The organism is Candidatus Darwinibacter acetoxidans (assembly GCF_041936445.1).
Lineage (GTDB): Bacteria > Bacillota > Limnochordia > Darwinibacteriales > Darwinibacteriaceae > DTU010.
The window spans coordinates 1-24,009 of the sequence record NZ_JBHGXH010000245.1; the positions used below are offsets into that span (position 1 = coordinate 1).

The following is a 24,009-nucleotide window of genomic DNA, read 5'->3' on the forward strand; positions in this document are numbered from 1 at the left end:
CTTTGGGTATAGGTTTTGATCAAACCGTATACCAAACTGTCCTCCTCGATCCCGGGAAGATGGAGCACATCGAGCACTTCAACCACCATGGTGACGCTCGCGCCGCTGATCAATATGGCTGAACCCTCCGCGGTGTAGGCGAGTCCCGCGAGCTTAGCTACTTCGTCGGAATGGCCAAAGCCCAACTGGTTTGCCACAGCTTCCTGCCCCACGCTGAGGACACTCACGCCGATAACGTCGCCTTTCGCGATGTTCTTTCCAGTAACGCTCTGGGCACCCAAAAGCAGAACGATCTTGTCGTAATCAACCTGGGTTGCCCAGGAGCAGATCATGCCGTATTTGCGCCCGGCTTTCTCAAAGCAGACGGCATTCACTCCATAGTGAAATGCGTTCAAGGCCATGGGCGATCAGCACCTTTCTTTTTGGCTTCGGATTTCACAAGGCAGGAGATTGGGGAGAATAAGGGGAATTGGTATGCTACTTCTTCCCAAGTTCACCACAGCAAAGGAGGCAAGATCATGCTGATCGGGATAATCAGTGATACCCATGGGAGCACCCGCGCCTGGCTGGATGCCCTCAACGGCCCGTTCAAGGACGTGGAGCAGATCTGGCACTGCGGCGATGTGCTCTACCACGGCGCCCGCAATCCCCTCCCCGAAGGCTACAACACCCTGGAGCTGTTTGAGCAGATCAATGCCTGTTCCATCCCCATCTTGGCTGTCCGGGGCAACTGCGACAGCGACGTGGACCAGATGGTGCTAGACATTATCCTGCAGGATCCCTACTTCATGGTGGAACTGCCCTTCGGCAGGGCTCTGGTTACCCACGGCCACCACTACAGCCCCGAAATGATGGAAGCTTTGATCCAGCGCTTCCAGATCAAGCTCTGGGTCAGCGGCCACACCCACGAACCTGTACTGCAGCGCCAAGGAGGCACCGTTTTCCTCAACCCCGGCAGCCCCGCGCTGCCCAAGGGGAGGCAGGCCCGGCGCAGTGTGGCGCTGTTAAGCAGCAGCTCAGTGGAACTGTACGACCTGGATCAAGGACAGGTCTTCGCCCGGCTGGACCTTTAAAGGCCCAGCCTTTTACTTTGCCTCCGCCAGTAATATCTGAACCAGAGACTGCCCTGGATTGTGCCTGGATTGGACCTGCTGCGCTCCACGGTGCTTTCCACCAATTCCCGCTCCCTCTGCCAGGCCTGCTTCATGATGGCTTCCAGCTGGGCGGGCTCACCCCCGCCGGCGCGGGCCGCTGCGGCCAGGGCTAAAAACTCCTGCTCCAGCTGGGCAGCCTCCCGGCGGTAGCCCTCCAGGTCTGCCACCTTGTGCTCCAGCACCAGCCGGTGGAGCTTCTCCCTCAGCAGCCAGAACTGCAGTGCTTCTTCCTCCTGATCCTCGGAGAAGAGGATGTCGTTTTCCGTCAGCCAGTAGGGTTTGAAAACGGAGATGCAGGGAGTGGAGCTGCCCGTGAGCCAGTAGGTATCCAGTTCGTCTGTGAGTTGGGCTACGTAGCTGCCCGTGGCATGGTCGCCCACCAGCCCGCCCCCGTGCATGCACACGCTGCGCACCGAGGGTTTGGCAAAGGGGTTTTGTTCCAGCTTGGGTTCATGGGAACGGAGGATCTCCAACATGGTCTCCACGGTGATGCTGCCCTTGGCCTGCTGCAGCCGCAGAGAGCAGGCGTTTTCCCTTTGGGCCGCGCCGGCGAAGGCTGTGATCAGCTCGTTGGTATAGCAGCGGGCAAAGTGGAAGTCCTCCTCCGAACGGCACCACTTGCGGGAAATGGCGTAATCTACAAGGTGGGGGTGGGCCAGATCGTAGTCCCGGCCGATGCTCAGTCGGTTGGAGATGGCGTAGACATCCTTAACCTCTTTGGCGGCCCAAAAGGGGCCCGCGGTTTCCAGCACCCAGGCTGAACTGCGGTCGGCGATGAGAAACGAGTTGTGGTAGTAGAACCGCCGTTCATAGCCGCAGTTGCCTCCCTGGCCGTGCTTGGCCAGAAGCCCTGTGATCAGCTGCACAGCTTCCAAGCTGGTGCGGCAGCGCTCCAGGGCCAGCCTGACCAGATCCATGCCCAACAGGCTGGGTGGTCCCTGCTTCACCTTGGTGAAGACCGCCTCGTTGCCGATGTTCAGGCCCCATTCGTTGGCCCCCATTTCCGCGCCCCACATCCAGGAGGGTTTGAGCAGGAGCACATCGTAGGTCTCCTCCACCTGGTCAATGGTGATGTAGGTGCACTTCACCTGGGCACCCTTGGGATGCCTTTTCCTGGGGATGCGGATCAGCAGGTGCGGCTCATTGGGCTGCCGGTCGCTGTTTTTGGCAAAGATCACGCTGCCGTCCTTTGTGGCACTGCCCAGTGCTACCATGGTATCACACACAAAAATCAACTCCTTGCCGTGCGCTTCTGGGGATTAGTTCGCCCTCCGCGGTGCGGATCCTGTCAGTCCGGGGGCAGATCGCGTCCTTTGACGTTCTGATGGGCGTTTGCGGACTGCCTGTCTCAAGAAAGGAAGCAATCATAAGTGAGCAGTCGATTTCAGGCGCAAGGGTTCCACAAACCGGGAAAACGGGCGAAGAAGGGTTTTGATTACGGGTTCACGAACAGATATAGTGATAGGCGTGACAAAGTGTTTAAAACCAGGCAGCAGTTCGATGGAGGAATGAAGCAGGATGTTTTGGAGTCTGGCACTCATACTTTTTCCCATTCTCTGTGCAGCTGCAGCGGCAAAAATTAACGAAAGACGCACCGAATCCCTTTTTACAATTGCGGTAGCCGCACTCACCTTCCTGGGTAGTGTACTGAATCTGTACCTGGTGCGCTCCGGGGGAGCCCACACCTGGGGGATTGCCTCTTGGGGTATTCTAGGTTCGATTCTGCGGCTCGATTCCCTTTCCGCCCTGTTCAGCCTGTTCAGCTCCTTTGTCTGGCTGGCGGCGGGCATCTATATGCACAGTTATATGCGCTACGAGGAGCAGATCGCCCCCTTTTACACCTACTACCTCATTACCTTAGGGGCAACCCAGGGTATTTTCCTGGCTGGCAACTTCATCGTGCTGCTGCTCTTCTTTGAGCTCATGTCCGTAACTTCCACGGTGTGGGTGCGCTACCATGAAAACCCAGAGGCCGAACAGGCTGGCGACCTCTATCACCATCTCAGCGTGGCCGCGGGGGTGTTCATGGGTACCGCCGTGATCCTGCTGTACTTGGCCGGAGTCCGTCCCCAGGTGGGCCTGGCTGCCATCAGCCCCACCCGCACCCTTCCGTTTATCTGGGCAGTTTTGTTCCTGATTGCCGCCTTCGGGATTAAGGCGGGCATGTTTCCCCTCCACATCTGGCTGCCCAAGGCCCATCCTGTGGCGCCAACCCCCGCCAGTGCACTCCTCTCGGGGATCCTGATCAAGACCGGCGCCTATGGATTGATCCGCACCGGTCAGCTGGTGAATTGGGGGCAGACCGACCTGATTCCCTGGGCGGGGACCCTGCTGGTTGTGGTGGGGAGCATCACCATGCTGCTGGGGGTATGCCTGGCGCTGCTCCAGGGGAATGCCAAGCGCCTTCTGGCCTACCACAGCATCAGCCAGATGGGCTACATCATCCTAGGCATCGGCTCAGCCCTGTTCTTGAAGGATAACGGCGCCTTCAGCATCGCCGGGGCAGTGCTCCATTCCCTCAACCATGCGCTCTTCAAATCATCCCTCTTTTTCGGGGTGGGCATTATCATCTTAGGCACAGGTGAAGCCGATCTCTATAAACTGGGCGGCCTGTGGAAAGCCTTCCCCTTGACTGGGATCATGATGCTCATCGCGGCCCTGGGCATCACGGGCGCCCCCGGCCTGAACGGTTATATCAGCAAAACACTCCTGCACCACGGCATTTTGGAGGCGGCGGCCACAGGCAGTCCCCTCATGGTTTGGGCGGAGCGCATCTTTACCCTGGTGGGCGTGGGTACCACCGCTTCCTTTGTGAAGCTCATGGGCCTGGCCTTTTTGGGCAAGCAGAAAACCCCTGTTCAGTTCAACCGCGGTGAGAACAAGGCGCTGGCCGTGGCCATGCTCATGCTGTCCGTGGCCATGCTGCTCATCGGCACCATGCCCGGTTGGGCCCTGAGCCTCTTGGTGGAGCCGGCGGCGGAGAGCTGCGGTACGGTGGGCCTTGGGGTTTTGGACCACCTGGACTTCTTCACCTGGCCCGCCATCCGGGGCATGCTGCTCACCCTCGCGGCAGGCTTTGTTCTTTTCGCCGTGGGTATGAAGACGCACCTCTTCCACCTGCAGCTTCCCTATTGGCTGAGCATTGACTGGGCAGCAAGAACCCTGTACAGAAAAGTCCGGGGACTGCTGCAGCCACGGGCAGGCCAGTAGGGGGCTGGAGTTCAACCTAAAGCCTTTCCCTTGACAATCGATTACTAAGGCACTGTTCTTCTCTGGAGAAGGGCAGTGCCTCTTTTTTGGGACGCCTGGCAGCCCCCCGGGGTTTCTACCCGGTTCCCGCCTTAAGGCTCCAGAGTTCCACAGCGGCTTGGAGCGCACCGCCGCAGGCGAAAAGTTCAGGAACCAGCAGCGGGGAGCTGGGGTAAAGGCGCGCCGTGATACTGCAGGGGGCTCCAGCTGCGAAAAGTTCCAAGGACGAGCGGTCCAGAAAGAACCTGAGCTCCACCCTCCCGTTTTTGGCCGGCAGCTGGAGGGAATAGACCCCGCCGCGGCGGCTGGGGATGCCGGTGATGTCTAAGTATACTTCTCCCCGGCCCTGGCTGATGCCCACGGTGAAGCGCTCCCTCCCGTGGGCAGTTCGGAACAGGATTCCGTATTCCGAAGCGCCCGTGCCTGCAGGATCGGCCCGCAGGATCACCTCCAGCCCCCCTTGGCTGAGATCAAAAGGGGGGGCCCCGTCCGTTAACGCGAGCGTTCCGCGAAAAATAGCGCTGGATCTGAGCTTTTCCAGCTCCGCGAGGGGACGCACCACCAGGCGCCCTGCAGAGTCCAGGGCCAGCTCCCTGGGTAAGGTTAGGGCACCGGCCCAGTTGTGCTCGGTGGTGGGGATCTCCCCTTTCCAGGACTGCATCCAGGCCAGGAGGATGGGGCGGTCGGCGCCGGCGAAGGTCTGGGGAGCGTAAAAGTCCGGGCCCCGGTCCAGCTCGCCGGCTGTTTCCGCCTTGAACCTTCCCGTTCCGTAATCCAGCTCGCCGAGGAAATAAAGCACCCGGCGCGGCGCCCGCCCTAAGGGGGAGACCAGCAGGCAGTGCTTGCTTCCCAGGGGAAAGAGGTCCGGGCATTCCCAAACCGTCCCCTGGGTTCCATCGCTTTCCGCGGCCACTCCCACAAAACTCCACCTGCGCAGAACGACTGACCTATATAGAGCAGCACTTTGCCTCTGCCGCCCTGCCCGGAGCCGAGGGCCATGAACCAAGCCTCACCCCAGCGCCACACCTTAGGATCCCGAAAGTCTTGGGAGCCTTCCGGCGGATAAGTGCTGATCAAAGGATTGAGGGGATCTTTGCGGAAGTGGATACCGTCGGAGCTGAGGGCGCGGCACTGGACCTGTACCAGCTTGCCCTTTACTTCCCTCACCCCGGTGTAAAACAGCTGCATCTGGCCATCTGCCACCACGGCACTTCCGGAAAAACAGCCGTCCAGGTCGTACTCTTCACTGGGTGCCAAGGCCACCGGCAGGTGTTCCCAGGACAGGAAGTCCTTGGTGCGGGCATGTCCCCAGTGCATGGAGCCCCATCGGGGAGCGTAGGGGTTGTGCTGGTAGAAAACGTGGTAGTAGCCTCCGTAAGACACCAGGCCGCTGGGATCGTTCATCCACTGGGCCTTGGCCATGAAGTGATAGTGGAGGCGGAAGGTTGGGTCAACCAGCGCAGCCGCCTCCACTAAACTGCGGTTAGCTCGCTCCAAGAGCTGCCTGTGCTTCACGCTTTGATAGCCCCTTCCATGACGCCCCGGATGATGTGTTTCTGGAGTCCGGTGTAGAAGATGATCACCGGCAAGATGGTGAGCATGAGCGCGGCCATGAGCAGACCGTAATCGGAGGTGTAGGTGCCGTGGAAGTAGAAGGTGGTGAGGGGCAGGGTGCGGTTGTTGGCGGAGATCAGCACCAGAGAAGGCAGGAGAAAATCATTCCAGATCCACAGCACGTTCAAGATGATCAGGGAGAGCGTGGTGGATTTGAGCAGCGGAAAGACCACCAAAAAGAAGACCTGGAGGCGGGAACAGCCATCGATCATGGCCGCTTCTTCCAGCTCTTTGGGGATGGACTTGATAAACCCGTGATAGAGGAACACGGCGAAGGAAGAGCCGAAACCCAGGTACATATAGATTAGGATCCAGCGGTTGTTCAAAAGGTTCAGCCCGCCGTAAATCCTCACCAGGGGAATCATGATGGCCTGGAAGGGGATGAGCATGGAGGCCACCATGGCAAAGAACATGAGCTTGTTAAACCGCCAGTCGGTGCGTACGAACAGGTAGGCGGTCATCGCGGAAAACACGGCGATGCCGATTACGCTGCATACGGTGATTACCAGGGAATTCATAAAAGCAGGCACAAAGCCCATGCGCTGGAAGGCGGTGGTGAAGTTCTGCAAAGACCAGGCGGGGGGCAGCCCAAAGGGGTTGGAGAGGATCTCCCGGCGGCTCTTGAATGAGTTGATCAAAACCAGGAAAAAGGGCGAAAGATAGACGGCAAACAGGCCGTAGAGCAGCAGGTGGCGCAGGAAGCTGAGGGCCCGGCGGAGAGCTTTCATCACACCTCCACCTCCAGCTTCTTGGTGAAGTAAACCTGGGTGAGGCTGATGGCCGCCACCAGCAGGAACAGGAAGAAGGCCTGGGACTGGCCCACGCCGTACTGCTGGGCGAGGAAAGCCTTCTCATACACATGCATGCTGATGAGCTGGGTGGTCTTAAAGGGCCCCCCATCAGTGAGGGCCAGGTTCACATCGTAAACCATAAAGCCCCGCTGAATGGTTAAAAAGACGGTGACGATGAAGGCGGGGACCATGAGGGGCAGCACAATGGTCCGTAAGCGCTGAAAGCCCGTGGCACCGTCGATGGTGGCCGCTTCCAGCAGTTCACGGGGAATATTGGACAGCCCGGCGATGAAGATGATCATCATGTAGCCGGAGTACTGCCAGACGCTGACGATGACCAGGGTCCAGAGGGCCTTGTGGGGATTGGCCAGCCAAGAGTAGGACAGAAAGCCGATGTTGAAGGTGCGGCCCAGGTAGACCAGGACATTGGAGAAGATAAACCGCCACACCAGCCCTAAAATGATGCCGCCGATCAGATTGGGAACAAAAAAACCTGTGCGCAGCAGGTTTTGTCCCCATACTCTATTGCCGGTTAGAGCGTAGGCCAGAGCAAACCCCAGACTGTTGACGAGGATCACCGTGTAAAACACGTACTTTACGGTACGCAGGAAGGAAGTCCAGAAGGCCGCGTCCTGGAACACCGTCTTGTAATTGCTGAAACTCACAAAGGTGTAGGCTTTGGAGATGCCATCCCAGTTGGTAAAGGTGAGGTAGATGCCAAAGAGGAAGGGTAGGATGATCACGGTGATAAAGACCAAGGTGGTTGGCCCGGCAAAGAGCAGGTAGGTCTTGAGCTTTTCCACGAACCTTTTCTCCGCTGCCTGCATGCTCTGCACCTCGCTTTAGGGCAAAATGGCAAAAAAGGGGAACACTAGGCAGCCGGGCAGCTGCCTAATGTTCCTATCCTTATTCTACAATCCCCGCCAGTAGGCCTCCACTTCCGCAAAGAAACCGTTCCGATCCACAAAGTCGGAGAGATACTTCTGCATGGAAGCGCCCACTTCAGCCCAATGATCCGGAGGCAGGTTGAGCACGAAGGTGATGGTCCGGCCCTCCCGCACATACTCCAGGAGGGATGCGGCCAGGGGATCTTCGGGGACAATGGTGATGTTCTTGAAGGCTGGCATGATGCTGGCATCCAGCACGAGGCGCTTCTGGCCTTCCGGATCGTAAACCAGCCAGTTCAAGAAGTCCTTAGCCGCCTGCTGCTGGGCGGGGGAGTTCTGCTCGCCGTCCATGATGAAGTACTTGGTTACGCCCACCGGGACCTGGGTGTTGCCCAGATCTGCTGGGTTGTTGCTGATGGGTACAGGCAGGAAGCCGAACTGCCCGCCGGTGGTGTCGAAGTCTTTGATCTGCGGCCAAGCCCAGTTGCCCTGGAACCAAAGTCCCACTTCGCCTTCGGCAATGAGCTGGGTGCCCCGGTCGTAGGTGCTGGCCAGGGGATCCATCCGGTCGTAGTTGAACTCCTTCATGAGGTCAAAGGTATCCAAAAGGCCGTTCACGGGCACATTCTCGGCCAGTTTGACCTCGCCCCGCTTAAGGCTTTCCTGGAACTCGTTGATGGCGGCAAAATCCGGAGCTTGGGTGGCGTAGGCCAGGCCGAAGAAATGGGCTCCCAGAGACCAATCTTCAGGGGCAATAACCAAGGCGCCTTTGCCGCTGGCTTCGATGGCCTCAAACAGCTCACGCAGGGCGTCCCTGGTGTTGATGGTCTTGGGATCGAAGGGGCCTCCCAGGGCCTTTTCCACAACCGGCCTGTTGTAGATAAAGCCGTAACCCTCCACTGTCACAGGGAAAGCCAGGATTCGGCCATCTGCCGCAGTGACCAGATCTAAGCTGCCATCAATGGCATCGGCTACCCACTTTTCATCGTTGAGGGCCAATGCCCGATCCTGGAAGAGCAGGACGTCACCGGGATCCAGCATGAGCAGTGCCGGTGCATTGCCAGCTGCATAGAGGGCCATGGCCCGCTCGAAGGGCGACTGCCCCACCGGCGCCGCGATGACCTCAACGGTCACCCCCTCGGTGATGGAGCTGTAGTAGGCAGCAATTTCTTCGAGCTGAGCTTGGATTTCTCCCTTAGAGTTGAGGACGGTGATGTGCACGTCTTGCGCCAAGACGGCCGCGCTGAAAAGGGACAGGACCAGGGTGAACAGCAGCACACTTAAACCTAACTTAACCCTTCTCACAACTCTTCCTCCTCCTTACCGCAGATTTGACATCCGCTTCTTTTTATTAGGATTGTATCCCATCTGCCAACATATGTCAACCGGTTAACACATGGCACCGGAAAAATTCCTAGCCCAGATCCAGGGTCCTGTTCTGGCCGGTTTGCGGGTCCCGATAGGAAATGGTAAAGCTGTGGCTCCGCAGATCGCCCTCCAAAACGGCCTGGTATTCACCCCGGCGCCAGGCGAGGCGCAGCCCACTTGGGCCCAAGGGCTCCGCGCTGAACTCACCAGCGAAAACCGGATAGGAGCTCCGGAAACGCATGAGCGCAAAGAGGCGCTGCACCACGGGCCTTTCCAGCTCCTTTTCCGCTTCTTCCAGGCTGTAGTAGTGGCGGTTGATGTTCCTGCCTTCCTTGGTTTTCTCCAGGAGCTCCAGATCGTTTTCTCCGGCCAGCAGGCCAACATAATACACCTGGGGAATACCGGGGGTGAAGAACTGGATGGCCCGGGCCAGGAGGTACGCGGCGTCGTTGTTGCCCAGGGCGGAATAATAGGTGCAGTTCAGCTGGTAGACATCGAGGTTGTTGTATGCCGGGGTATTGTAGATGGGCTTCACGTTGGCTCCTCGGGAAAAGAGGTATGCCTTGGTTTCCTCAATCTCTTCCGGAGTGAGCAGGTCGTGGACATCCACCACCCCAATGCCATCGTGGGTGTCCAAGGTGGTGAACTGCTTGCGGGGGCAGAGGCGCAGCCAGTTCAAAAGGCGCTGGTTAGTTCCGGTATAGAGGCTGTATAAAAGCAGCATGGGCAGGGCAAAGTCGTACACCCAGTAGCCCCTTTCCGCCAGTTTCAGCTGGAGGGTGTAGTGTTCGTGGATTTCGGGGAGAATTTCCACGCCGTAAGGGGCGAGCACATCCCGGGTGAACTCCAGAAGCTCCCAGACCTCAGGTTCCACGAAGAAGCAGTTGGTGCCGGGCTTTTTGGTGGCGTAGGCAAAGGCGTCCAAGCGGATCACCGCCGCCTTTTTCTGGGCGAGGAAGGCGAGGGAATCCCGGATGAACTCCCGAGTTACCGGGGAGTCCACGTTAAGGTCGATCTGCTCCTCGGAAAAGGTACACCAGAGTTTTTCTCTGCTGCCATCGGCAAAGGTTACCTCTACATAGGGTGGACGGGGCTTGCGCTGGTAGATGCGGCGCAGATCCTCGGGGGTGGGTTCGCCGCCGGGCCAGAAGTCTTTGTAGCGGATGAACATCTCCCGGTAGGGGGAGCTGTCTTTGCTCCTTTGGAAGTCCTGGAACTGGGGCGATTGGCGGGAGATGTGGTTGATCATAAAATCCACCATGAGGTCGAATTCTTCTCCCAACTCCATGATATCTTCATAGGTGCCGAAGGCGGGATCAACCACGGTGTACTCCAAGGGGGCAAAGCCTCGATCCGCGGAACTGGGGTAGAAGGGAAGAATGTGCAATCCGCCGATGACCCCCTTGAGATGCTTGCGGAGGAAATATTTCAGTTCCTGCAGGTTCCTGCCTAGGCTGTCGGGATAGGTGATGAGCATGATCTGGTTGCGCAGGGTCATTCCAGCACCTCCGGTGGATATCTTTGCTGTACTGCTAGTATAGATAATTTAACAACATATGTCAACCGGTTAACATATGGGGCCAGAAAAAAGCCAGCGGAGCGCTGGCGAGTTTTAAGTTGTTTCCCGTTCCATGAGTTCCACCGGCAGGCAGTTTTCCACCTGCACCCGCCTGCCTTCCACCAGATCTTCAATGAGCTTCACCGAAAGCTCGCTCATCTCCGCCAGGGGCTGCCGGACGGAGGTGATCTGGGGTGAGACCAAGGAGGCCAGGGAAACGTCGTCATAGCCAATGATCTTCATATCTTCGGGGATGCGTTTGCCCAGCTTGCGGCAGACCTTCATGGCCGCGATGGCCATGATATCGCTGTTGAGAAAGAGGCCATCGATCTCCGGCTCTTGGGTGAGCAGGTCTTCCAGGAGCTTCTCGTATTTGCCCATCTCAAACACATTGATGTCCGTTTCCACGGTGAAATACGGTACCTGGCGCTCCTCTGCCACGTCCATAAAGGCCCTGTGCCGCTGGTTGGCCAGCATGTCCAGATCCAGGCTGCCGCACATGTGTGCTATCTTCCTGCAGCCCCGCTGCAGCAGCAGCTCCACCGCCATTTTTCCCCCCTGGTAGTTGTCTGAGGTGACATACGGAATGCGGTTGGAGATGAAGCGATCGAAGGTCACCACCGGCAAGCTCAGCTTTTTGTACTCTTCCACCTCCAGGGTGTGGCTGGCCATGATGATGCCGTCCACTTGGTTGCGCCGGAGCATCCAGATGTACTCCTGCTCCTTGGAGGCATCCAGCTCGGAGTTGCACAGCAGCACCTTATAGCCGCGGGCATAGGCATAGGCTTCAACGTAAGCGGTGAGTTCCGCAAAGAAGGGATGGGCCACGGTGGGCACGATCAGGCCGATGATGTTGGAGCGCTTGCGAAAAAGGGAGCGGGCCACCTCATTGGGCTGGTAGTCCAGCTCTTCCATGGCCTGGTAAACCTTGCGGCGGGTGGCTTCGCTGATGTAGCCGCGGTTGTTCAAAACCCGCGATACTGTGGTGACGGATACTCCGGCTCTTTCAGCCACATCTCTGATGGTAGGCATGGGCATCACCTGTGCTGTTGATTTGATCAACATTGTATCACAAATCCCTTACAAGGTAAAAAGGAGGGGCCGCTTCGGCCGCGGCTGTTTATCCCTGTCTGGCCCGGCTCTTGCCCGCTGCCGCCTGCTCCCCGTTTCTTGCTTCCTGCTCCCTCAATGGGGTATACTTAAACCATAAGGCTGTCTAAGGAGAGGATCCCATGGCCATCGTTGAACTGGAGAACGTCAGGAAGATCTATTATCTGGGCAAGACAGAAGTACATGCCCTCAGGGGCGTGTCTTTTTCCATAGAAAAAGGCGACTTCGTCTCCATTGTGGGCCCCTCGGGGTCGGGAAAATCAACCATCCTCAACCTCATCGGCTGCATCGACCAGCCCACGGAAGGTCTGGTGAAGATCAATGGAACTGTTACCGAAGGTCTCACCGACAGGGAGCTCACCAATCTGCGCCACAAGACCGTGGGCTTCATCTTCCAATCCTTCAACCTCATTCCCGTCCTGAACGTCTATGAAAACATAGAATTCCCCCTGCTTTTGGGTAAGGATAGGCCGGGGAAGAAAGAGATGCGGGAGTGGATCATGTACCTGATTGAGGCCGTGGGTCTTGCGGATCATGTCCACCACAGATCTAACGAACTTTCCGGCGGGCAGAGGCAGCGGGTGGCCATTGCCCGGGCCCTGGCCACCAAGCCGGAGATCGTCCTCGCGGACGAGCCCACCGCGAACTTGGATTCCAAGACCGGGCAGAGCATTATCGAACTCATGAAGAAAATGAACGCGGAGCTGAACACCACCTTCATTTTTTCCACCCATGACACCACCATCATGAGCATCGCCGATCATGTCATCCGCCTTCTGGATGGCCAGGTGGTGGAGAACAGCAAGTCGAAGGCTGCGGCAGGTGGGCTCCCATGAGGATCCTCCTGACCATCGCCTGGCGCAACGTGCGCCAGCAGAAGGTGAAAACAACCATTATCGGGCTGATCATGGCCATCGGCATCATGGTCCTGGTGGTGGGCAACTCCTTCATGGACACCGCCGCCTCCGGCATTGAACGCTACTACATCAAGAATTACACCGGCCATCTCATGATCACAGGTCAGACCAAAGGCAACCTCACGCTCTTCGGTTTTCAAGATCTCACCGCCATGGAGCGGCCGGTACCCAGGATTCCCGACTACGGGGAGATCGTGGAGTTCGCCCAATCCCTGCCCTATGTGGCGGCCATCAATCCCCAGGTCTCTGCGACTGCTGTAATATCCAGGGGGGATAACACTTTAGGGGCCACACAGCTTTTCGGCATCATCCCCGGGCAGTACCAGGCCATGTTCCCCGATAACGTGGAGATCCTGGAAGGGCGCTTCTGGGAACCGGGCCAGCAGGGTGTGCTGTTGAACAAAGCCGTGGCTGAACTATTAGAAAGCCAGCTGGGCTTCACCTTAAGGCCCGGCGATAAGCTCTTGTTCACCTCCGTGAGCACCCATACGGGCATGCGCATTAGGGAAGTGGAGATCACCGGGCTCTTCCGCTTCAAACAGTCCAACGTGCAGCTGGACATGGTCTCCCTCATGGACGTTTCCAACGTGCGGGACCTGGCCGGTATGGTGGTGGGCTCCGCGGATCCCGCCCAGCTCACCAGCGAAGAACGCCAGTTTTTGGGTGAGCTGGACGTGGAGAGCATTTTCCAATCCGCCGATTCCCTGTTCACGGAAGTGATCGTGGAGGCGCCGGAAGCAGAGGATGATTTCTGGCTCTCCCTGCTGGAGCAGGCCGAAGGCCCAGAAGCTAGCCTCCAGGAAGATGCGGGAGCCTGGCAGTATCTGCTGGTGCGCCTCACCGATGAGAAGTACCTCCGGCAGGCGGAGCGGGACTTCGCCGATTTCTTCGCGGCCAAAGGCATCGCCGCCCAGACCAGGAACTGGCGGCAGGGGGCCGGGGCCCTGGCGGAGCTGTCCTACGGGATCAAGAGCGTGTTCAACACCATCGTCTTCATCATCGCGGTGGTGGCGGTGATCATCATCATGAACACCCTGGTCATATCCGTAACCGAGCGCATGAGCGAGATCGGCACCATGCGGGCCATCGGAGCCCAGAAGAGCTTCGTGCGCCGCATGATCGTTCTGGAAACCATGCTCCTGTCTGGTATCTCCGGCACGCTGGGCGTGGCCGCGGGCGGTTTGGTGCTCCTGGTGCTGAACAAGATCGGACTTAAGGCCAGCAATGTCTTCTTTGAAATCATCTATGGAGGGCCCGAGCTCCGGCCGGAGCTGTCTTGGTCCGCGGTTGTACTCTCCTTTGTGGTGATTGTGGCCGTGGGCGCGGTCTCCAGCGCCTACCCCACTGCACTTGTCATGCGAACTTCGCCGCTCAAGGCCATGGAAAGCTCGAGGTGATCCCATGTTTACGCTGAAGGTAGCATTCCGCAATATCTCCCGCCAGAAAAAGCGGAGCTTTCTTTTGGCCGGCGCCATTGCCTTCGGTATGCTGGTCATTACCATGATCAACGCCCTCACCGGGGGGTTGGTGGAAAACATCCGGGATAACTTCGCCCATGCCCTGGGGGGCCATGTGTTCATCACCGGCCGGGAGTTCAATGAGCGGGGCCAGATGGTGACCAGGATCCGCCCAGATCAGCGCCTCGATGAACTCTTGACGGAGCACGCGCCGGAAATAACCGCCTTTACGAAGCGCAGCCAAGCCCTGCCTTCCTTGATTTTCGGTTCCAAGCAGACCATGCACCTGGTCTATGGAGTGGATTTCCAGGAGGAAGATAAGCTCTTGAGCAGTCTGGTGGTGACGGAAGGTTCCCTGGAAGATGTGCTCAGCCTGGAAAACGCAGTGATTTTGCCCCAGCCGGCGGCGGAACGCTTAGGGGTGGAGGTGGGGGAAACCATTTTGATCAAGCTGGAGACCCTCACCGGCCAGCACAATGTGGGCGAGCTTCTGGTAACAGCCTTTGTGGAAGACCAGGAGCGCTTCGGAATTTCCGCGGCCTACGTGAGCCGGGCCTACCTAAACAGCCTACTGGGCTTGGGGCCTGAGGAATACCAGATGCTCAATATGTTTCTCACCGACCTAAGCCTGGTGGAAAGCTTCACCCGCTCCTTCCGGGAGGGCCTCCTAGCCCCAGGGGAGGAGCAGGAAGAGGAGGAGCCGGCAGCCACGGTGACCGTGGGTGGAGTGTCCCTGGATCCGGTGCCCCGGCAGGAAAGGATCAGCCGCTGGCAGGGCACGCGCTATCGGGTGATGAACATCAACCAGATCATGGAGCCCGTGGAGCTGGCGGTGGGGGTGTTGAACCGGGTGGGGCTGGTCATCTTCATCATCCTGCTCTTGGTGACCATGGTGGGCATCACCAACACCTTCCGGATGGTTTTGCTTGAGCGCACCAAGGAGATCGGCACCATGCGGGCCTTCGGCATGCACCGGCGGCAGGTGCAGCTGATCTTCCTGTGGGAGGCGGTGCTCCTGGGCCTGGTGGGCTGTGCCGCGGGGCTGGCCCTGTCGGGCCTGATCGTCTTGGTGGTGGGGAACCTGCCCCTCAACGTGGATCCTTCCCTGCAGTTCTTCCTCAAGCAGGGGCGCATCACCTTCCGGCTTTCCCCGGGCAGCGCCCTCTTGAACATGTCCTTGGTGGTCTTCACCAGCTTGCTGGCGGCCTACTGGCCTTCCCGGGCCGCGGCCAGGCTTTCGCCCATTAAGGCACTCAGTTCCCATACTTAGGAGGTTGCCATGAAGAAGATCTATCTGCTGCTCACTGCTGCGCTTCTCGTTTTAGCCCTTTTCCCGCCGGTTCAGGCGGAGGATCTCAGCCAGATTCGGGCCATCTTGGAAAAAATCGACGCCCAATCCCGCTTTGAGGGGACGGACTTTTCCGCTGTGCTCACCCTGATTATCGAAGATCCAGAGGAAGGCATTGAAAAAATGGTGGTGAGGCAGTTCCGGCGGGATGATGGGGAACGCTATCTCCTGCTCATCCAGGAACCAGTGACCCAAAGGGGTCAGGGCTATCTCTTGGAGGGGGACAACCTGTGGTTTTACGACCCCTCCAGCAGGCAGTTCGCCCACACTTCCCTGAAGGAGACGTTCCAGGACTCCGATGTGCGCAACGCCGATTTCTCCAGCACCAGCTGGTCCTCTTCCTATGAAGTGGAAGGCTACTACGAAGGCACCTTAGGCAGTTTCGATGTGCACATCATCGAGCTGAAGGCGGTGGATGATACCGTTCCCTTTCCCTACGCCACGTTGTGGGTGACCAAGGATACCAACTTGGTGCTCAAGGTGGAGGAGTACAGCCTAACCCGGCGGCTCATGCGTTCGGCGCTGTTTCCCAAGTACGCCAAAGTGGGGGAAGCGGTGATCCCTGTGCAGATGGTCTTCCTGGATGAGCTGGTGGAAGGGAAGAAGACCCAGGTGAGTCTCAGTGAGATTTCCGTGGCCAAGATTCCGGACCACGTCTTTACAAAAGCCTATATCGAGCGGGTCAACCGGTAGGAGGGTAATCATGCGGAAGACAGCTTTGCTGAGCGTACTGCTGGTGCTTTTGCTGGCGGGGACAAGCTGGGCAGTTGATTTTGATGAGCTTTTCGGCGGCGACCTCCTGGTGGAGCTGGAGGTGGACGAAGGTGCCCTGGCACCGGAAGAGGCCCTCTTGGTCCAGGACCGCCTGGATCTGGGGGGCAGCTACAACTTCAGCCTCCGGGCCTCCCGTACCTTTAGGGGAGACGCCGAGCCGGAGGACCGTTTCCGGGCTTCCCTGGACAGCCAGCTCTATCTGGACGCCCGGCCGGATCCCAATTTCCGGGCCTTTGGCAAGGTGGGCCTGGGCTATGATGCCAGCGGCGGGGAAGATGCCTTCAAGAGCAAGCTTTTGGAGCTGTTTGCCGACTTCAACTACGACAACAAGGTTTTCTTCCGGGCAGGCAAACAGAATGTGAAGTGGGGCGTGGGCTACTTCTTCAGCCCCGCGGACATTATCAACATCGGGCGCATCGATCCTCTGGATCCAGAAGCGGAGCGGGAAGGCCCGGTGACCTTAAAGGTGCACTACCCCAAGGGCAGCAGCAACTTCTATCTCTACAGCCTATTTGACGGGGTGAAGGAGCTTAAGGAGATCGCCCTTGCCCCCAAGCTGGAGTTTGTGGTGGGCAAAACCGAATTCGGCTTGGGGGGCTTCTACCGGCAGGATGAGCCGCCGCGGCTCATGGCCACGGTGTCCTCTTCCTTTGGGGAGGTTGGCTTTTTCGGGGAAGCGGTGCTGAGTTTCGGGACAGAGCGGGGCTTTTTAGAGCCCCGGGGCCCCGTCTATGAAGTGGTGGAAAGGGACGGCGTGTTCCTCCAGGCCACCGCGGGGGGCATGTACCGCTTCAAAGATGATACCGGACGTTTTGACCTTGCCGCGACGGTGCAGTATTACTTCAACGGTGAGGGGTATCGGGATCAGGAGGGCATCAAAAAGGTCCGCCTGGCCCTTTTGAACCAGCAGCTGCCGCCGGTTGTCAATCCGCTGAAGCTCGGTTCCGTGGCCCTGGTGGGCAGCGGGCGGCACTATGCCGCGGGTGCCTTGAACTGGAACCGCATTCTTGGCTCCAAGCTTTCAGCCAGCCTGCTGCTGACGGCCAACCTATCTGACCAGTCGGGCCTGATCCAGGGCACGCTGCGCCTGCCTGCTGTAGGCAAGATCACCCCCAGCATCGGCGTGGGCACCAATTTCGGTGCCCCCGGCAGCGAGTTCGGGGCGGCGGGGCGCACCAGTCAGGTGTTTGCCGCGGTGACCATCGGTGGTTCTTTCTAGAGGCTAGGCGAAAGTTAAGCGCCTTACTCCAGCTGGAGTAAGGCGCTGATTCGTTAGCGGGGGCTGCCGTGGAGGGAGATGCTCACTTCGAAGGTGCCGATAGAGGTAATGAGCGGCACCACGATAGCCTGTTCGGTGGCCATGGAGAGGGCTCCGTCCGTGCCCACGAAGACCTGAGGCGGTGAGATCTGGCAGGTGAAAGAGTTTTGGGACAGGAGCGTCACCGCATTGCCGCTGATGATGTTGGCCACTTCCGCCAGGGCGGAACTGACAAAGGCATCCAGTTTGGTCATGGGCATTCCGGCCATGATGGTCACCATCTCCAGGGCCATCTCCTTGGGGAAGCTGTAGAGCAGAGAACCCTTGAGATCGCCGGTGACGCCGATGACCACGTTGGCTTCGCTCACGGGCACCAGTTCGTCCACGGCCCGGACCTGCCCCCTCTGCACGTCGAGGTTCAGCATGATGCGGAACACATCGATGGTTGCTTTGTAGAAAGGGTTTATGTATTCGACTCTCATGACTGCCCTCCTTGCGACCGGATAAACACTCCGATCTTCTGATCCTCTTTGCCCACGTGCATGATTAACCAGGTCATGACCCGGGCCGCAAATTCCTGCACCTTTTCTTCATCAAAGCCTTCCTGCTCCACCCGCTGCGCGAAGGCGCGGATTTCCTCCCGGAAAGCGGCGTGGATGGCGGCATGCTTCTCCAGGCCGGGGTAGCCGATCTCTGCCTGGAGCGCTTCCTCGTCCCGGAAGTGGATGACCACATACTCCTTCATAAACTCCAAGGTGGCCTGGACCTGCTCCAGACGCTCCTCCCACGCGCCTTCGTCCTGGACCGCCTTGATGAAGCTGCCCACCCGGTCAAAAAGCTCCTTGTGCTGGGAATCAACTAGGTCTGACCCGATTCGGTAGTGCTCTTTCCACATATCCGCTCCTCACTCCTTTTGGGGGGAGATTCTGCACGCTTTCCCCAACTCCTGCCCGCGCACCCCGCAAATGGGCAAGTTCTGGTATTCACAAAGTTTTTGGACCTGGGCCAGGGAGGAGAGGCAGGGTGCAGCCAGAATAGTGAAAGGAGAGAGGATGGAAAGGAGTGGGCGGGCATGAAGCTGAAAATTGCCGGGCCGGAGCTTCCCCAGATCCCCTGGGAAGAGCGGCCCGCTGGCAGTTCCGACGTGCTTTGGCGCTATTCCAAAAACCCGGTGATCCCCAGGGACCTCATTCCCTGCGCCAACAGCATTTTCAACAGCGCAGTGGTGCCCTACAAGGGTGAGTTCAGGGGAGTGTTCCGGGTGGATAACAAGGCCCGGGAGATGCGGCTCCATGCTGGGCGGAGCAAAGATGGCCTCAGCTGGGAGCTGGACGTGGAACCCATCAGGTTCATCTGCGACAATGAGGAAATCGCCAGGTTCGTCTACGGTTACGATCCCAGGGTGACCTGGATCGAAGATCGCTACTACGTGACCTGGTGCAATTGGTATCACGGACCCACCATCGGCGCAGCCTACACCCATGATTTTGAGCGGTTTTACCAGCTGGAGAATGCTTTTCTGCCCTTCAACCGCAATGGAGTGCTCTTCCCCAGGAAAATAGGGGGGAACTACGCCATGCTCTCCAGGCCCAGCGACAACGGTCACACGCCCTTCGGAGACATCTTCTACAGCGAAAGCCCTGATCTAACCTACTGGGGCAGGCACCGCTTTGTCATGGGCGTTACCGAAGGCTGGCAGTCCACCAAGATCGGAGCGGGCCCGGTGCCCATTGAAACGTCGGAAGGGTGGCTGCTCATCTACCACGGCGTGCTCACGTCCTGCAACGGCTTTGTCTACAGCGCCGGGGCGGCCCTGCTGGATTTGGACCAGCCCTGGAAGGTGATCGCCCGGGCCAAACCGTACATCATCTCGCCCCAGACCTATTACGAATGCGTGGGGGATGTGCCCAACGTAGTCTTTCCCTGCGCGGCCCTGGTGGACAGCGCCACAGGCCGGCTGGCCCTCTATTATGGCGGAGCCGATACGGTGGTGGCGGTGGCCTTCGGCTATGTACAGGAACTGGTGCAGTTTATCAAAGATCATGCCATCTAAGAAAGGGAGGAATAGACATGCGTGACTTTACGTTTTCCAACATCACCAAGATCATCTTTGGCCGGGGAGTGGAGGAGAAGGTGGGCAGCGAAGCGGCGAAATGGGGCCGTAAGGTGCTGCTGCACTACGGGGGCGGACATATTGTCCGCTCAGGTTTGAAGGCCAAGGTGGAGGCCTCGCTGCGGGAAGCGGGCCTGGAGATCGTGGAGCTGGGGGGCGTGCAGCCCAATCCCCGCCTCAGCCTGGTGAAGGAAGGCATTGACCTGGTGCGCCGGGAAAAGATCGACCTGATTCTGGCCGTGGGCGGCGGCAGCGTGATCGACTCGGCTAAAGCCATCGCCATCGGCGTGCCCTATGGGGGCGATGTGTGGGACTTCTACGCCGGCAAAGCCAAGGCGGAAGAGAGCCTGCCCCTGGGAGTTATCCTCACCATCCCCGCGGCAGGCAGCGAATCCAGCCCCAGTTCGGTGATCACCAACGAGGACGGCTGGCTGAAGCGGGGCTACACCGCCAATGTGATGCGGCCCAAGTTTGCCCTGCTCAACCCGGAGCTCACCTTCAGCCTGCCTCCATACCAGACGGCCTGCGGGGTGGCGGACATGATGGCCCACATCATGGAACGCTACTTCACCAACCAGACCGATGTGGGCTTCAGCGACCACCTCTGCGAAGCGGCTTTGCGGGGGATCATCCAGTACGCGCCCCTGGCTGTGCGGGAACCTGAAAACTACGAAGCCCGGGCCAACATCATGTGGGCCGGCACCATTGCCCACAACGACCTGCTGGGCATGGGTCGGGAGCAGGATTGGGCTTCCCACGATATCGAGCACGAGCTCAGCGCGCTCTATGATATTGCCCACGGCGCGGGCCTGGCCATCGTCTTCCCGGCCTGGATGAAGTACGTTTACAAGCACAACCCCAACCGCTTCGTGCAGTTTGCGGTGCGGGTGTTCGGGGTGGACCAGGACTTCTACAACCCAGAGCGGACCATCCTGGAGGGCATCCGGCGCCTGGAGGAGTTCTTCCGCAGCATCGGCCTGCCTACCCGGCTCCAGGATGCCGAGATCCCCGCAGATCGCCTGGAGGAGATGGCCGCCAAGGCCACCAAGAACGACACCCACAAGCTGGGCGGCTTCCTGCCCCTGGGCCAGAAGGACGTTTTGGCCATCTACGAGCTGTGCCGCTAGCTAGAGCCGCCTGAGGACAGTGATGGGGCGGACGATCTCGCCCCTTCCTTCCCCTAGGGGAGCCTTCAGGTCCCAGTCGTTCCACCAGCCGATGAACTCAAAGCGGTGCAGTTTGGTGGCGGCCAGAATGAACTCCTGGGGGAAGATGGCCCTGCGCAGACCCTGGTGCAGGAGGCTGCGCTCCCGCCCCTTTTCTTCGATGGTGAAGAGGATGTTCTCTTCGTAGAGCTGCTGCGGGGCATTGTGGACTCGGGTGGTGTAGCGGGTGGTGACCTTAATGCCCCCGCGGCGCATCACCCAGGTGTCGAAGTTGTGGCTGAGGGGCTCGAAGTCGATGCACCAGTCGAGGAAATATAGGCCGCCTGGTTTCAACCCGGCCTGGGCCGCTGCGAAGTGGCTGAGCAGTTCCTCTGTGTTCTGCACATAGAGGGAACCCATCATGATGTAGAGGAAGTCTGCGGGCTCATCCAGGCGGAAGTCAGCCAGGTTGGCCAGGTAGAACTTTGGAGAATAGCCTCGGCTTGCCGCCTTTTCCTGGGCATACTCGATCATGGTGGGATTGAGGTCCAGCCCCCAGTACTCATAGCCGCGGTCCAGGAACTCCAGCATGTGGGGGCCGTTGCCGCAGGCCAGTTCCAACACTGTCTGCACCGGGATTTTGGAGTACTTGGCCATGGCTTCTTCCATGACATCAACTTCCCCCGGGATGTCCCGGTAGGAAAAGGCTATCTCATAATAATGGGGATAGCTGTAGATGCTTTCCAAACAATCACCTTTTTCTATACCTGAATTGGAGGGAACCTGCCCATGAATCAGGCAACAGCTGTTTTCGGCGGAGGGTGCTTCTGGTGCCTGGAGGCCATCTTCAGTGAGCTCCAGGGAGTGCTGGAAGTGGTCCCCGGCTACAGCGGCGGTCACCTGGAGAACCCCACCTACGAGCAGGTGTGCACCGATCAGACGGGCCACGCCGAGGTGGTGAAGATCACCTACAATCGGGAAGTGATCAGCTACGAGGATCTCCTGCGCATCTTTTTCAGCACCCACGATCCCACCACCCTCAACCGCCAGGGGGAAGACGTGGGCACCCAGTACCGCTCGGTGATCTTCTACGGCAGCGCCGAGGAGCGCCTGACCGCGGAGAAGATCAAAGGGGAGATGGCAGCCCTCTGGGACGATCCCATTGTCACGGAGATCGTCCCCCTGGAGAAGTTCTACCCAGCGGAAGAGTACCACCGGGATTATTTCCGCCGTAACCCCCAGCAGAGCTACTGCGCGCTGGTGATCGCCCCGAAGGTGGCCAAGTTCCGCGCCCAGTTTCAGGAGCGCCTAAAGGCGCGCTGACTGGGGGAAGAGCATGGTGGCGAAGTAGTCCTGGGGCGTTTCCGCCCGGCGGATCAGCTGGGTTGTCCCATCGGAGCGCAGCAGAACTTCCGCTGAGCGGAGCCTTCCGTTGTAATTGTAGCCCATGGAATAGCCGTGGGCTCCCGTATCGTGGATGACCACCAGATCCCCCAGCTCGATCCGGGGCAGCTGGCGGTCGATGGCGAACTTATCGTTGTTTTCACAGAGCCCCCCCACCACGTCGTAGATGTGGTCGTGGGGGTGATCTTCTTTGCCCGCCACCGTGATATGGTGGTAGGCTCCGTAGATGGCGGGCCGCATCAGGTCTGCCGCACAGGCATCCAACCCGATGTAGCTTTTGTGGGTCTCCTTGCGGCGGATGGCGGTGGCGATGAGCTGGCCGTAGGGCGCGAGCATGTAGCGGCCCAGTTCGGTCACGACCGCGGCATCTCCCAGCCCCGCAGGGACCAGGATTTCCTGGAAAGCTGTCTGCACGCCGGCGCTGACGGCGGTGATATCCACCGCCTTCTGCTCGGGATGGTAGGGCACGCCCAGTCCCCCCGAGAGGTTGATGAAGGTGAAGGCGGCCCCTGTTTCCTCGTGGAGTTCCCGCACCACTTGAAAGAGCAGCCGGGCCAGGGCGGGGTAGTAGTCATTGGTGGTGGCGTTGCTCACCAGAAAAGCATGGAGTCCGAACTCCTCCACGCCCAGCTCAAGAAGGGCCCGTACCGCCTCGGTGAGCTGCGGGCGGGTCATGCCGAACTTGGCCTCCGCCGGGGTGTTCATAATGCCGTTGCTCACCACGAAGCTGCCTCCGGGGTTGTAGCGCAGGCACATCTTCTTGGGAATGCTGGGGAGCTTGGCGATATACTCCACATCGGTGAGATCATCCAGGTTGATGATGGCGCCCAACCGGTGGGCTAAAAGGAAATCCTCGAAGGGAGTCATGTTGGATGAGAACATGATCTCCTCGCCCCGGAAGCCCAGGGCCTCCGCGAGGAGGAGCTCCGTGGAGGTGGCACAGTCCACTCCGCAGCCCTCCTCCTTGAGTATGGATAGAATCACCGGATTGGGGTTGGCCTTCACCGCGAAGTACTCTTCAAACCCCTTGTTCCAGGCAAAGGCTTCGTGGAGCCTTTGGGCGTTGGCCCGGATACCGCGCTCATCATAGAGGTGGAAGGGGGTAGGGTATTCTGCTGCGATGGCACGCAGACGCTCTGCATCGACAAAGGGTCTTTTCATGGAAACCTCCACTATTTCTGCAGGATTTGAGCATAAAGAGAACCCAACCCAAACCGGGTTGGGTTGTCCAAAAAAAAGCTCTTTTAGAGGCTGATGGCCAGCTCTAAAGCAATTTCCATCATGTTGGTAAAGCCCACCTGGCGCTCCTGGGGCGGCAGTTCCCTGCCGGTATAGATCTCATCGGAGATGGTGAGCATGCACAGGGCGTTCTTTTTGGCCTTGGCGGCGTTCATGTACAAGGCGGCCGCCTCCATCTCCACCGCCAGTACGCCCATTTCCTTCCAGGAATCGGGCCGGCCGTACTGGTTGTAGAAGATGTCGGAAGAAAGCACGTTGCCCACAAAGAAGCGCTGCCCCTTGGCCTGGGCAATCTGCACGGCCTTGTGCAGCAGTTCCCAGGAAGCGATGGGGGCATAGGTGCCCGGCAGTTTGTACTGATAGGCATAGTTGGAATCGGTGCAGGCACCCATGGCGAAGACCAGATCCATGATCTGCACATCTTCACTGATGGCCCCCGCGGAGCCGATGCGGATAATGTTGTCCACATCGTACATGTTATACAGTTCGTAGGTGTAAATGCCGATGGACGGCATGCCCATGCCGTGCCCCTGTACCGAAACGGGCTTGCCTTTATACAGTCCCGTAAAGCCCAACATGCCCCGGATTTCATTATAACATTTTATATCTTCCAAGTAGGTTTC

24 protein-coding genes are annotated in these 24,009 nt (G+C 58.8%); 10 read left to right on the top strand and 14 right to left on the bottom strand.

From position 1 onward, the window contains the following. Window positions 1–401 (bottom strand): flavin reductase family protein (locus tag ACE4YL_RS09210; protein WP_461369567.1); only part of this gene is annotated, 401 nt, incomplete at its 3' end. 117 nt (window positions 402–518) lie between these two features. Here ACE4YL_RS09210 and yfcE point away from each other — a divergent pair. Then, window positions 519–1,073: a phosphodiesterase gene (yfcE, locus tag ACE4YL_RS09215; protein ID WP_461359123.1), complete on the top strand. Its 555-nt coding sequence runs from the start codon at window positions 519–521 to the stop codon at window positions 1,071–1,073. Here the strand turns inward: yfcE and ACE4YL_RS09220 are convergent. Then, entirely contained in the window at window positions 1,070–2,380 is a 1,311-nt protein-coding gene (locus ACE4YL_RS09220; protein ID WP_461369568.1) for a C69 family dipeptidase, read from the bottom strand. The genes yfcE and ACE4YL_RS09220 overlap by 4 nt on opposite strands. A 292-nt stretch (window positions 2,381–2,672) precedes the next feature. On the opposite strand from ACE4YL_RS09220, the gene ACE4YL_RS09225 reads away from it, so the two are divergent. Continuing rightward, entirely contained in the window at window positions 2,673–4,364 is a 1,692-nt protein-coding gene (locus ACE4YL_RS09225; RefSeq protein WP_461360530.1) for a complex I subunit 5 family protein, read from the top strand. Window positions 4,365–4,479: 115 nt separating this feature from the next. Here ACE4YL_RS09225 and ACE4YL_RS09230 read toward each other — a convergent pair whose 3' ends face one another. From ACE4YL_RS09230 to ACE4YL_RS09260, 7 genes are all read right to left on the bottom strand, one after another. Further along, a complete protein-coding gene (locus ACE4YL_RS09230; protein WP_461369569.1) occupies window positions 4,480–5,322 on the bottom strand; it encodes a glycoside hydrolase family 32 protein in 843 nt (280 codons plus the stop codon). After that, window positions 5,220–5,918, bottom strand: coding sequence for a glycoside hydrolase family 32 protein (locus ACE4YL_RS09235; RefSeq protein ID WP_461359127.1), 699 nt, complete (start codon window positions 5,916–5,918; stop codon window positions 5,220–5,222). Before ACE4YL_RS09235 ends, ACE4YL_RS09230 begins: the two co-directional genes overlap by 103 nt. Next, window positions 5,915–6,745: a carbohydrate ABC transporter permease gene (locus tag ACE4YL_RS09240; RefSeq protein ID WP_461359137.1), complete on the bottom strand. Its 831-nt coding sequence runs from the start codon at window positions 6,743–6,745 to the stop codon at window positions 5,915–5,917. Before ACE4YL_RS09240 ends, ACE4YL_RS09235 begins: the two co-directional genes overlap by 4 nt. After that, a complete protein-coding gene (locus ACE4YL_RS09245; RefSeq protein ID WP_461359128.1) occupies window positions 6,745–7,635 on the bottom strand; it encodes a carbohydrate ABC transporter permease in 891 nt (296 codons plus the stop codon). Before ACE4YL_RS09245 ends, ACE4YL_RS09240 begins: the two co-directional genes overlap by 1 nt. 84 nt (window positions 7,636–7,719) lie before the next feature. Beyond that, the gene (locus ACE4YL_RS09250; protein ID WP_461359129.1) at window positions 7,720–9,000 is read right to left on the bottom strand and encodes an ABC transporter substrate-binding protein; all 1,281 of its coding nucleotides are present in this window, start codon (window positions 8,998–9,000) and stop codon (window positions 7,720–7,722) included. A 109-nt stretch (window positions 9,001–9,109) separates the two neighbouring features. Continuing rightward, a complete protein-coding gene (gene gtfA / locus ACE4YL_RS09255; protein WP_461365393.1) occupies window positions 9,110–10,561 on the bottom strand; it encodes a sucrose phosphorylase in 1,452 nt (483 codons plus the stop codon). Between the two features lie 114 nt (window positions 10,562–10,675). After that, a complete protein-coding gene (locus ACE4YL_RS09260; protein WP_461359131.1) occupies window positions 10,676–11,653 on the bottom strand; it encodes a LacI family DNA-binding transcriptional regulator in 978 nt (325 codons plus the stop codon). A gap of 200 nt (window positions 11,654–11,853) precedes the next feature. On the opposite strand from ACE4YL_RS09260, the gene ACE4YL_RS09265 reads away from it, so the two are divergent. The 5 genes from ACE4YL_RS09265 to ACE4YL_RS09285 are packed head-to-tail and all read left to right on the top strand — an operon-like array spanning window position 11,854 to window position 17,446. Next, window positions 11,854–12,567 (top strand): ABC transporter ATP-binding protein, encoded by a 714-nt coding sequence (locus tag ACE4YL_RS09265; protein ID WP_461359132.1) that lies wholly within the window; start codon window positions 11,854–11,856, stop codon window positions 12,565–12,567. After that, window positions 12,564–14,045: an ABC transporter permease gene (locus tag ACE4YL_RS09270; RefSeq protein WP_461359133.1), complete on the top strand. Its 1,482-nt coding sequence runs from the start codon at window positions 12,564–12,566 to the stop codon at window positions 14,043–14,045. The genes ACE4YL_RS09265 and ACE4YL_RS09270 overlap by 4 nt, the downstream gene beginning before the upstream one ends. Before the next feature lie 4 nt (window positions 14,046–14,049). Further along, the gene (locus tag ACE4YL_RS09275; RefSeq protein WP_461359134.1) at window positions 14,050–15,375 is read left to right on the top strand and encodes an ABC transporter permease; all 1,326 of its coding nucleotides are present in this window, start codon (window positions 14,050–14,052) and stop codon (window positions 15,373–15,375) included. A gap of 9 nt (window positions 15,376–15,384) precedes the next feature. Further along, window positions 15,385–16,146, top strand: a complete 762-nt coding sequence (locus ACE4YL_RS09280; RefSeq protein ID WP_461359135.1) for an outer membrane lipoprotein-sorting protein — start codon at window positions 15,385–15,387, stop codon at window positions 16,144–16,146. Window positions 16,147–16,156: 10 nt separating this feature from the next. Next, on the top strand, window positions 16,157–17,446 hold the full coding sequence (locus ACE4YL_RS09285) for a hypothetical protein (protein ID WP_461360532.1): 1,290 nt from the start codon (window positions 16,157–16,159) through the stop codon (window positions 17,444–17,446). 53 nt (window positions 17,447–17,499) lie between these two features. Here the strand turns inward: ACE4YL_RS09285 and ACE4YL_RS09290 are convergent, their stop codons facing one another. Together ACE4YL_RS09290 and ACE4YL_RS09295 are read right to left on the bottom strand one after the other, a co-directional pair. Next, the gene (locus tag ACE4YL_RS09290) at window positions 17,500–17,967 is read right to left on the bottom strand and encodes a chemotaxis protein CheX (protein ID WP_461357809.1); all 468 of its coding nucleotides are present in this window, start codon (window positions 17,965–17,967) and stop codon (window positions 17,500–17,502) included. Continuing rightward, a complete protein-coding gene (locus tag ACE4YL_RS09295) occupies window positions 17,964–18,380 on the bottom strand; it encodes a bacteriohemerythrin (RefSeq protein WP_461357808.1) in 417 nt (138 codons plus the stop codon). Before ACE4YL_RS09295 ends, ACE4YL_RS09290 begins: the two co-directional genes overlap by 4 nt. 177 nt (window positions 18,381–18,557) lie before the next feature. Here ACE4YL_RS09295 and ACE4YL_RS09300 point away from each other — a divergent pair, with 177 nt between their 5' ends. Together ACE4YL_RS09300 and ACE4YL_RS09305 are read left to right on the top strand one after the other, a co-directional pair. Next, on the top strand, window positions 18,558–19,538 hold the full coding sequence (locus ACE4YL_RS09300; RefSeq protein ID WP_461357807.1) for a glycoside hydrolase family 130 protein: 981 nt from the start codon (window positions 18,558–18,560) through the stop codon (window positions 19,536–19,538). A 17-nt stretch (window positions 19,539–19,555) separates the two neighbouring features. Next, complete coding sequence (locus ACE4YL_RS09305; protein WP_461357806.1) at window positions 19,556–20,725, top strand: iron-containing alcohol dehydrogenase; 1,170 nt, start codon at window positions 19,556–19,558, stop codon at window positions 20,723–20,725. Here ACE4YL_RS09305 and ACE4YL_RS09310 read toward each other — a convergent pair whose 3' ends face one another. Continuing rightward, window positions 20,726–21,490, bottom strand: coding sequence for a class I SAM-dependent methyltransferase (locus ACE4YL_RS09310; RefSeq protein WP_461357805.1), 765 nt, complete (start codon window positions 21,488–21,490; stop codon window positions 20,726–20,728). Between the two features lie 42 nt (window positions 21,491–21,532). Between ACE4YL_RS09310 and msrA the strand changes: the two genes are divergently transcribed. Then, window positions 21,533–22,066 carry a peptide-methionine (S)-S-oxide reductase MsrA gene (msrA, locus tag ACE4YL_RS09315; protein ID WP_461357804.1) on the top strand — a complete coding sequence of 178 codons (534 nt, stop codon included), beginning with the start codon at window positions 21,533–21,535 and terminating at the stop codon, window positions 22,064–22,066. Here msrA and ACE4YL_RS09320 read toward each other — a convergent pair. Together ACE4YL_RS09320 and deoD are read right to left on the bottom strand one after the other, a co-directional pair. Next, complete coding sequence (locus ACE4YL_RS09320) at window positions 22,052–23,308, bottom strand: diaminopimelate decarboxylase (RefSeq protein WP_461360533.1); 1,257 nt, start codon at window positions 23,306–23,308, stop codon at window positions 22,052–22,054. The two genes, msrA and ACE4YL_RS09320, sit on opposite strands and share 15 nt — an antisense overlap. 83 nt (window positions 23,309–23,391) lie before the next feature. Continuing rightward, the coding region (gene deoD, locus ACE4YL_RS09325; RefSeq protein WP_461360534.1) for a purine-nucleoside phosphorylase at window positions 23,392–24,009 on the bottom strand (618 nt) is incomplete at its 5' end.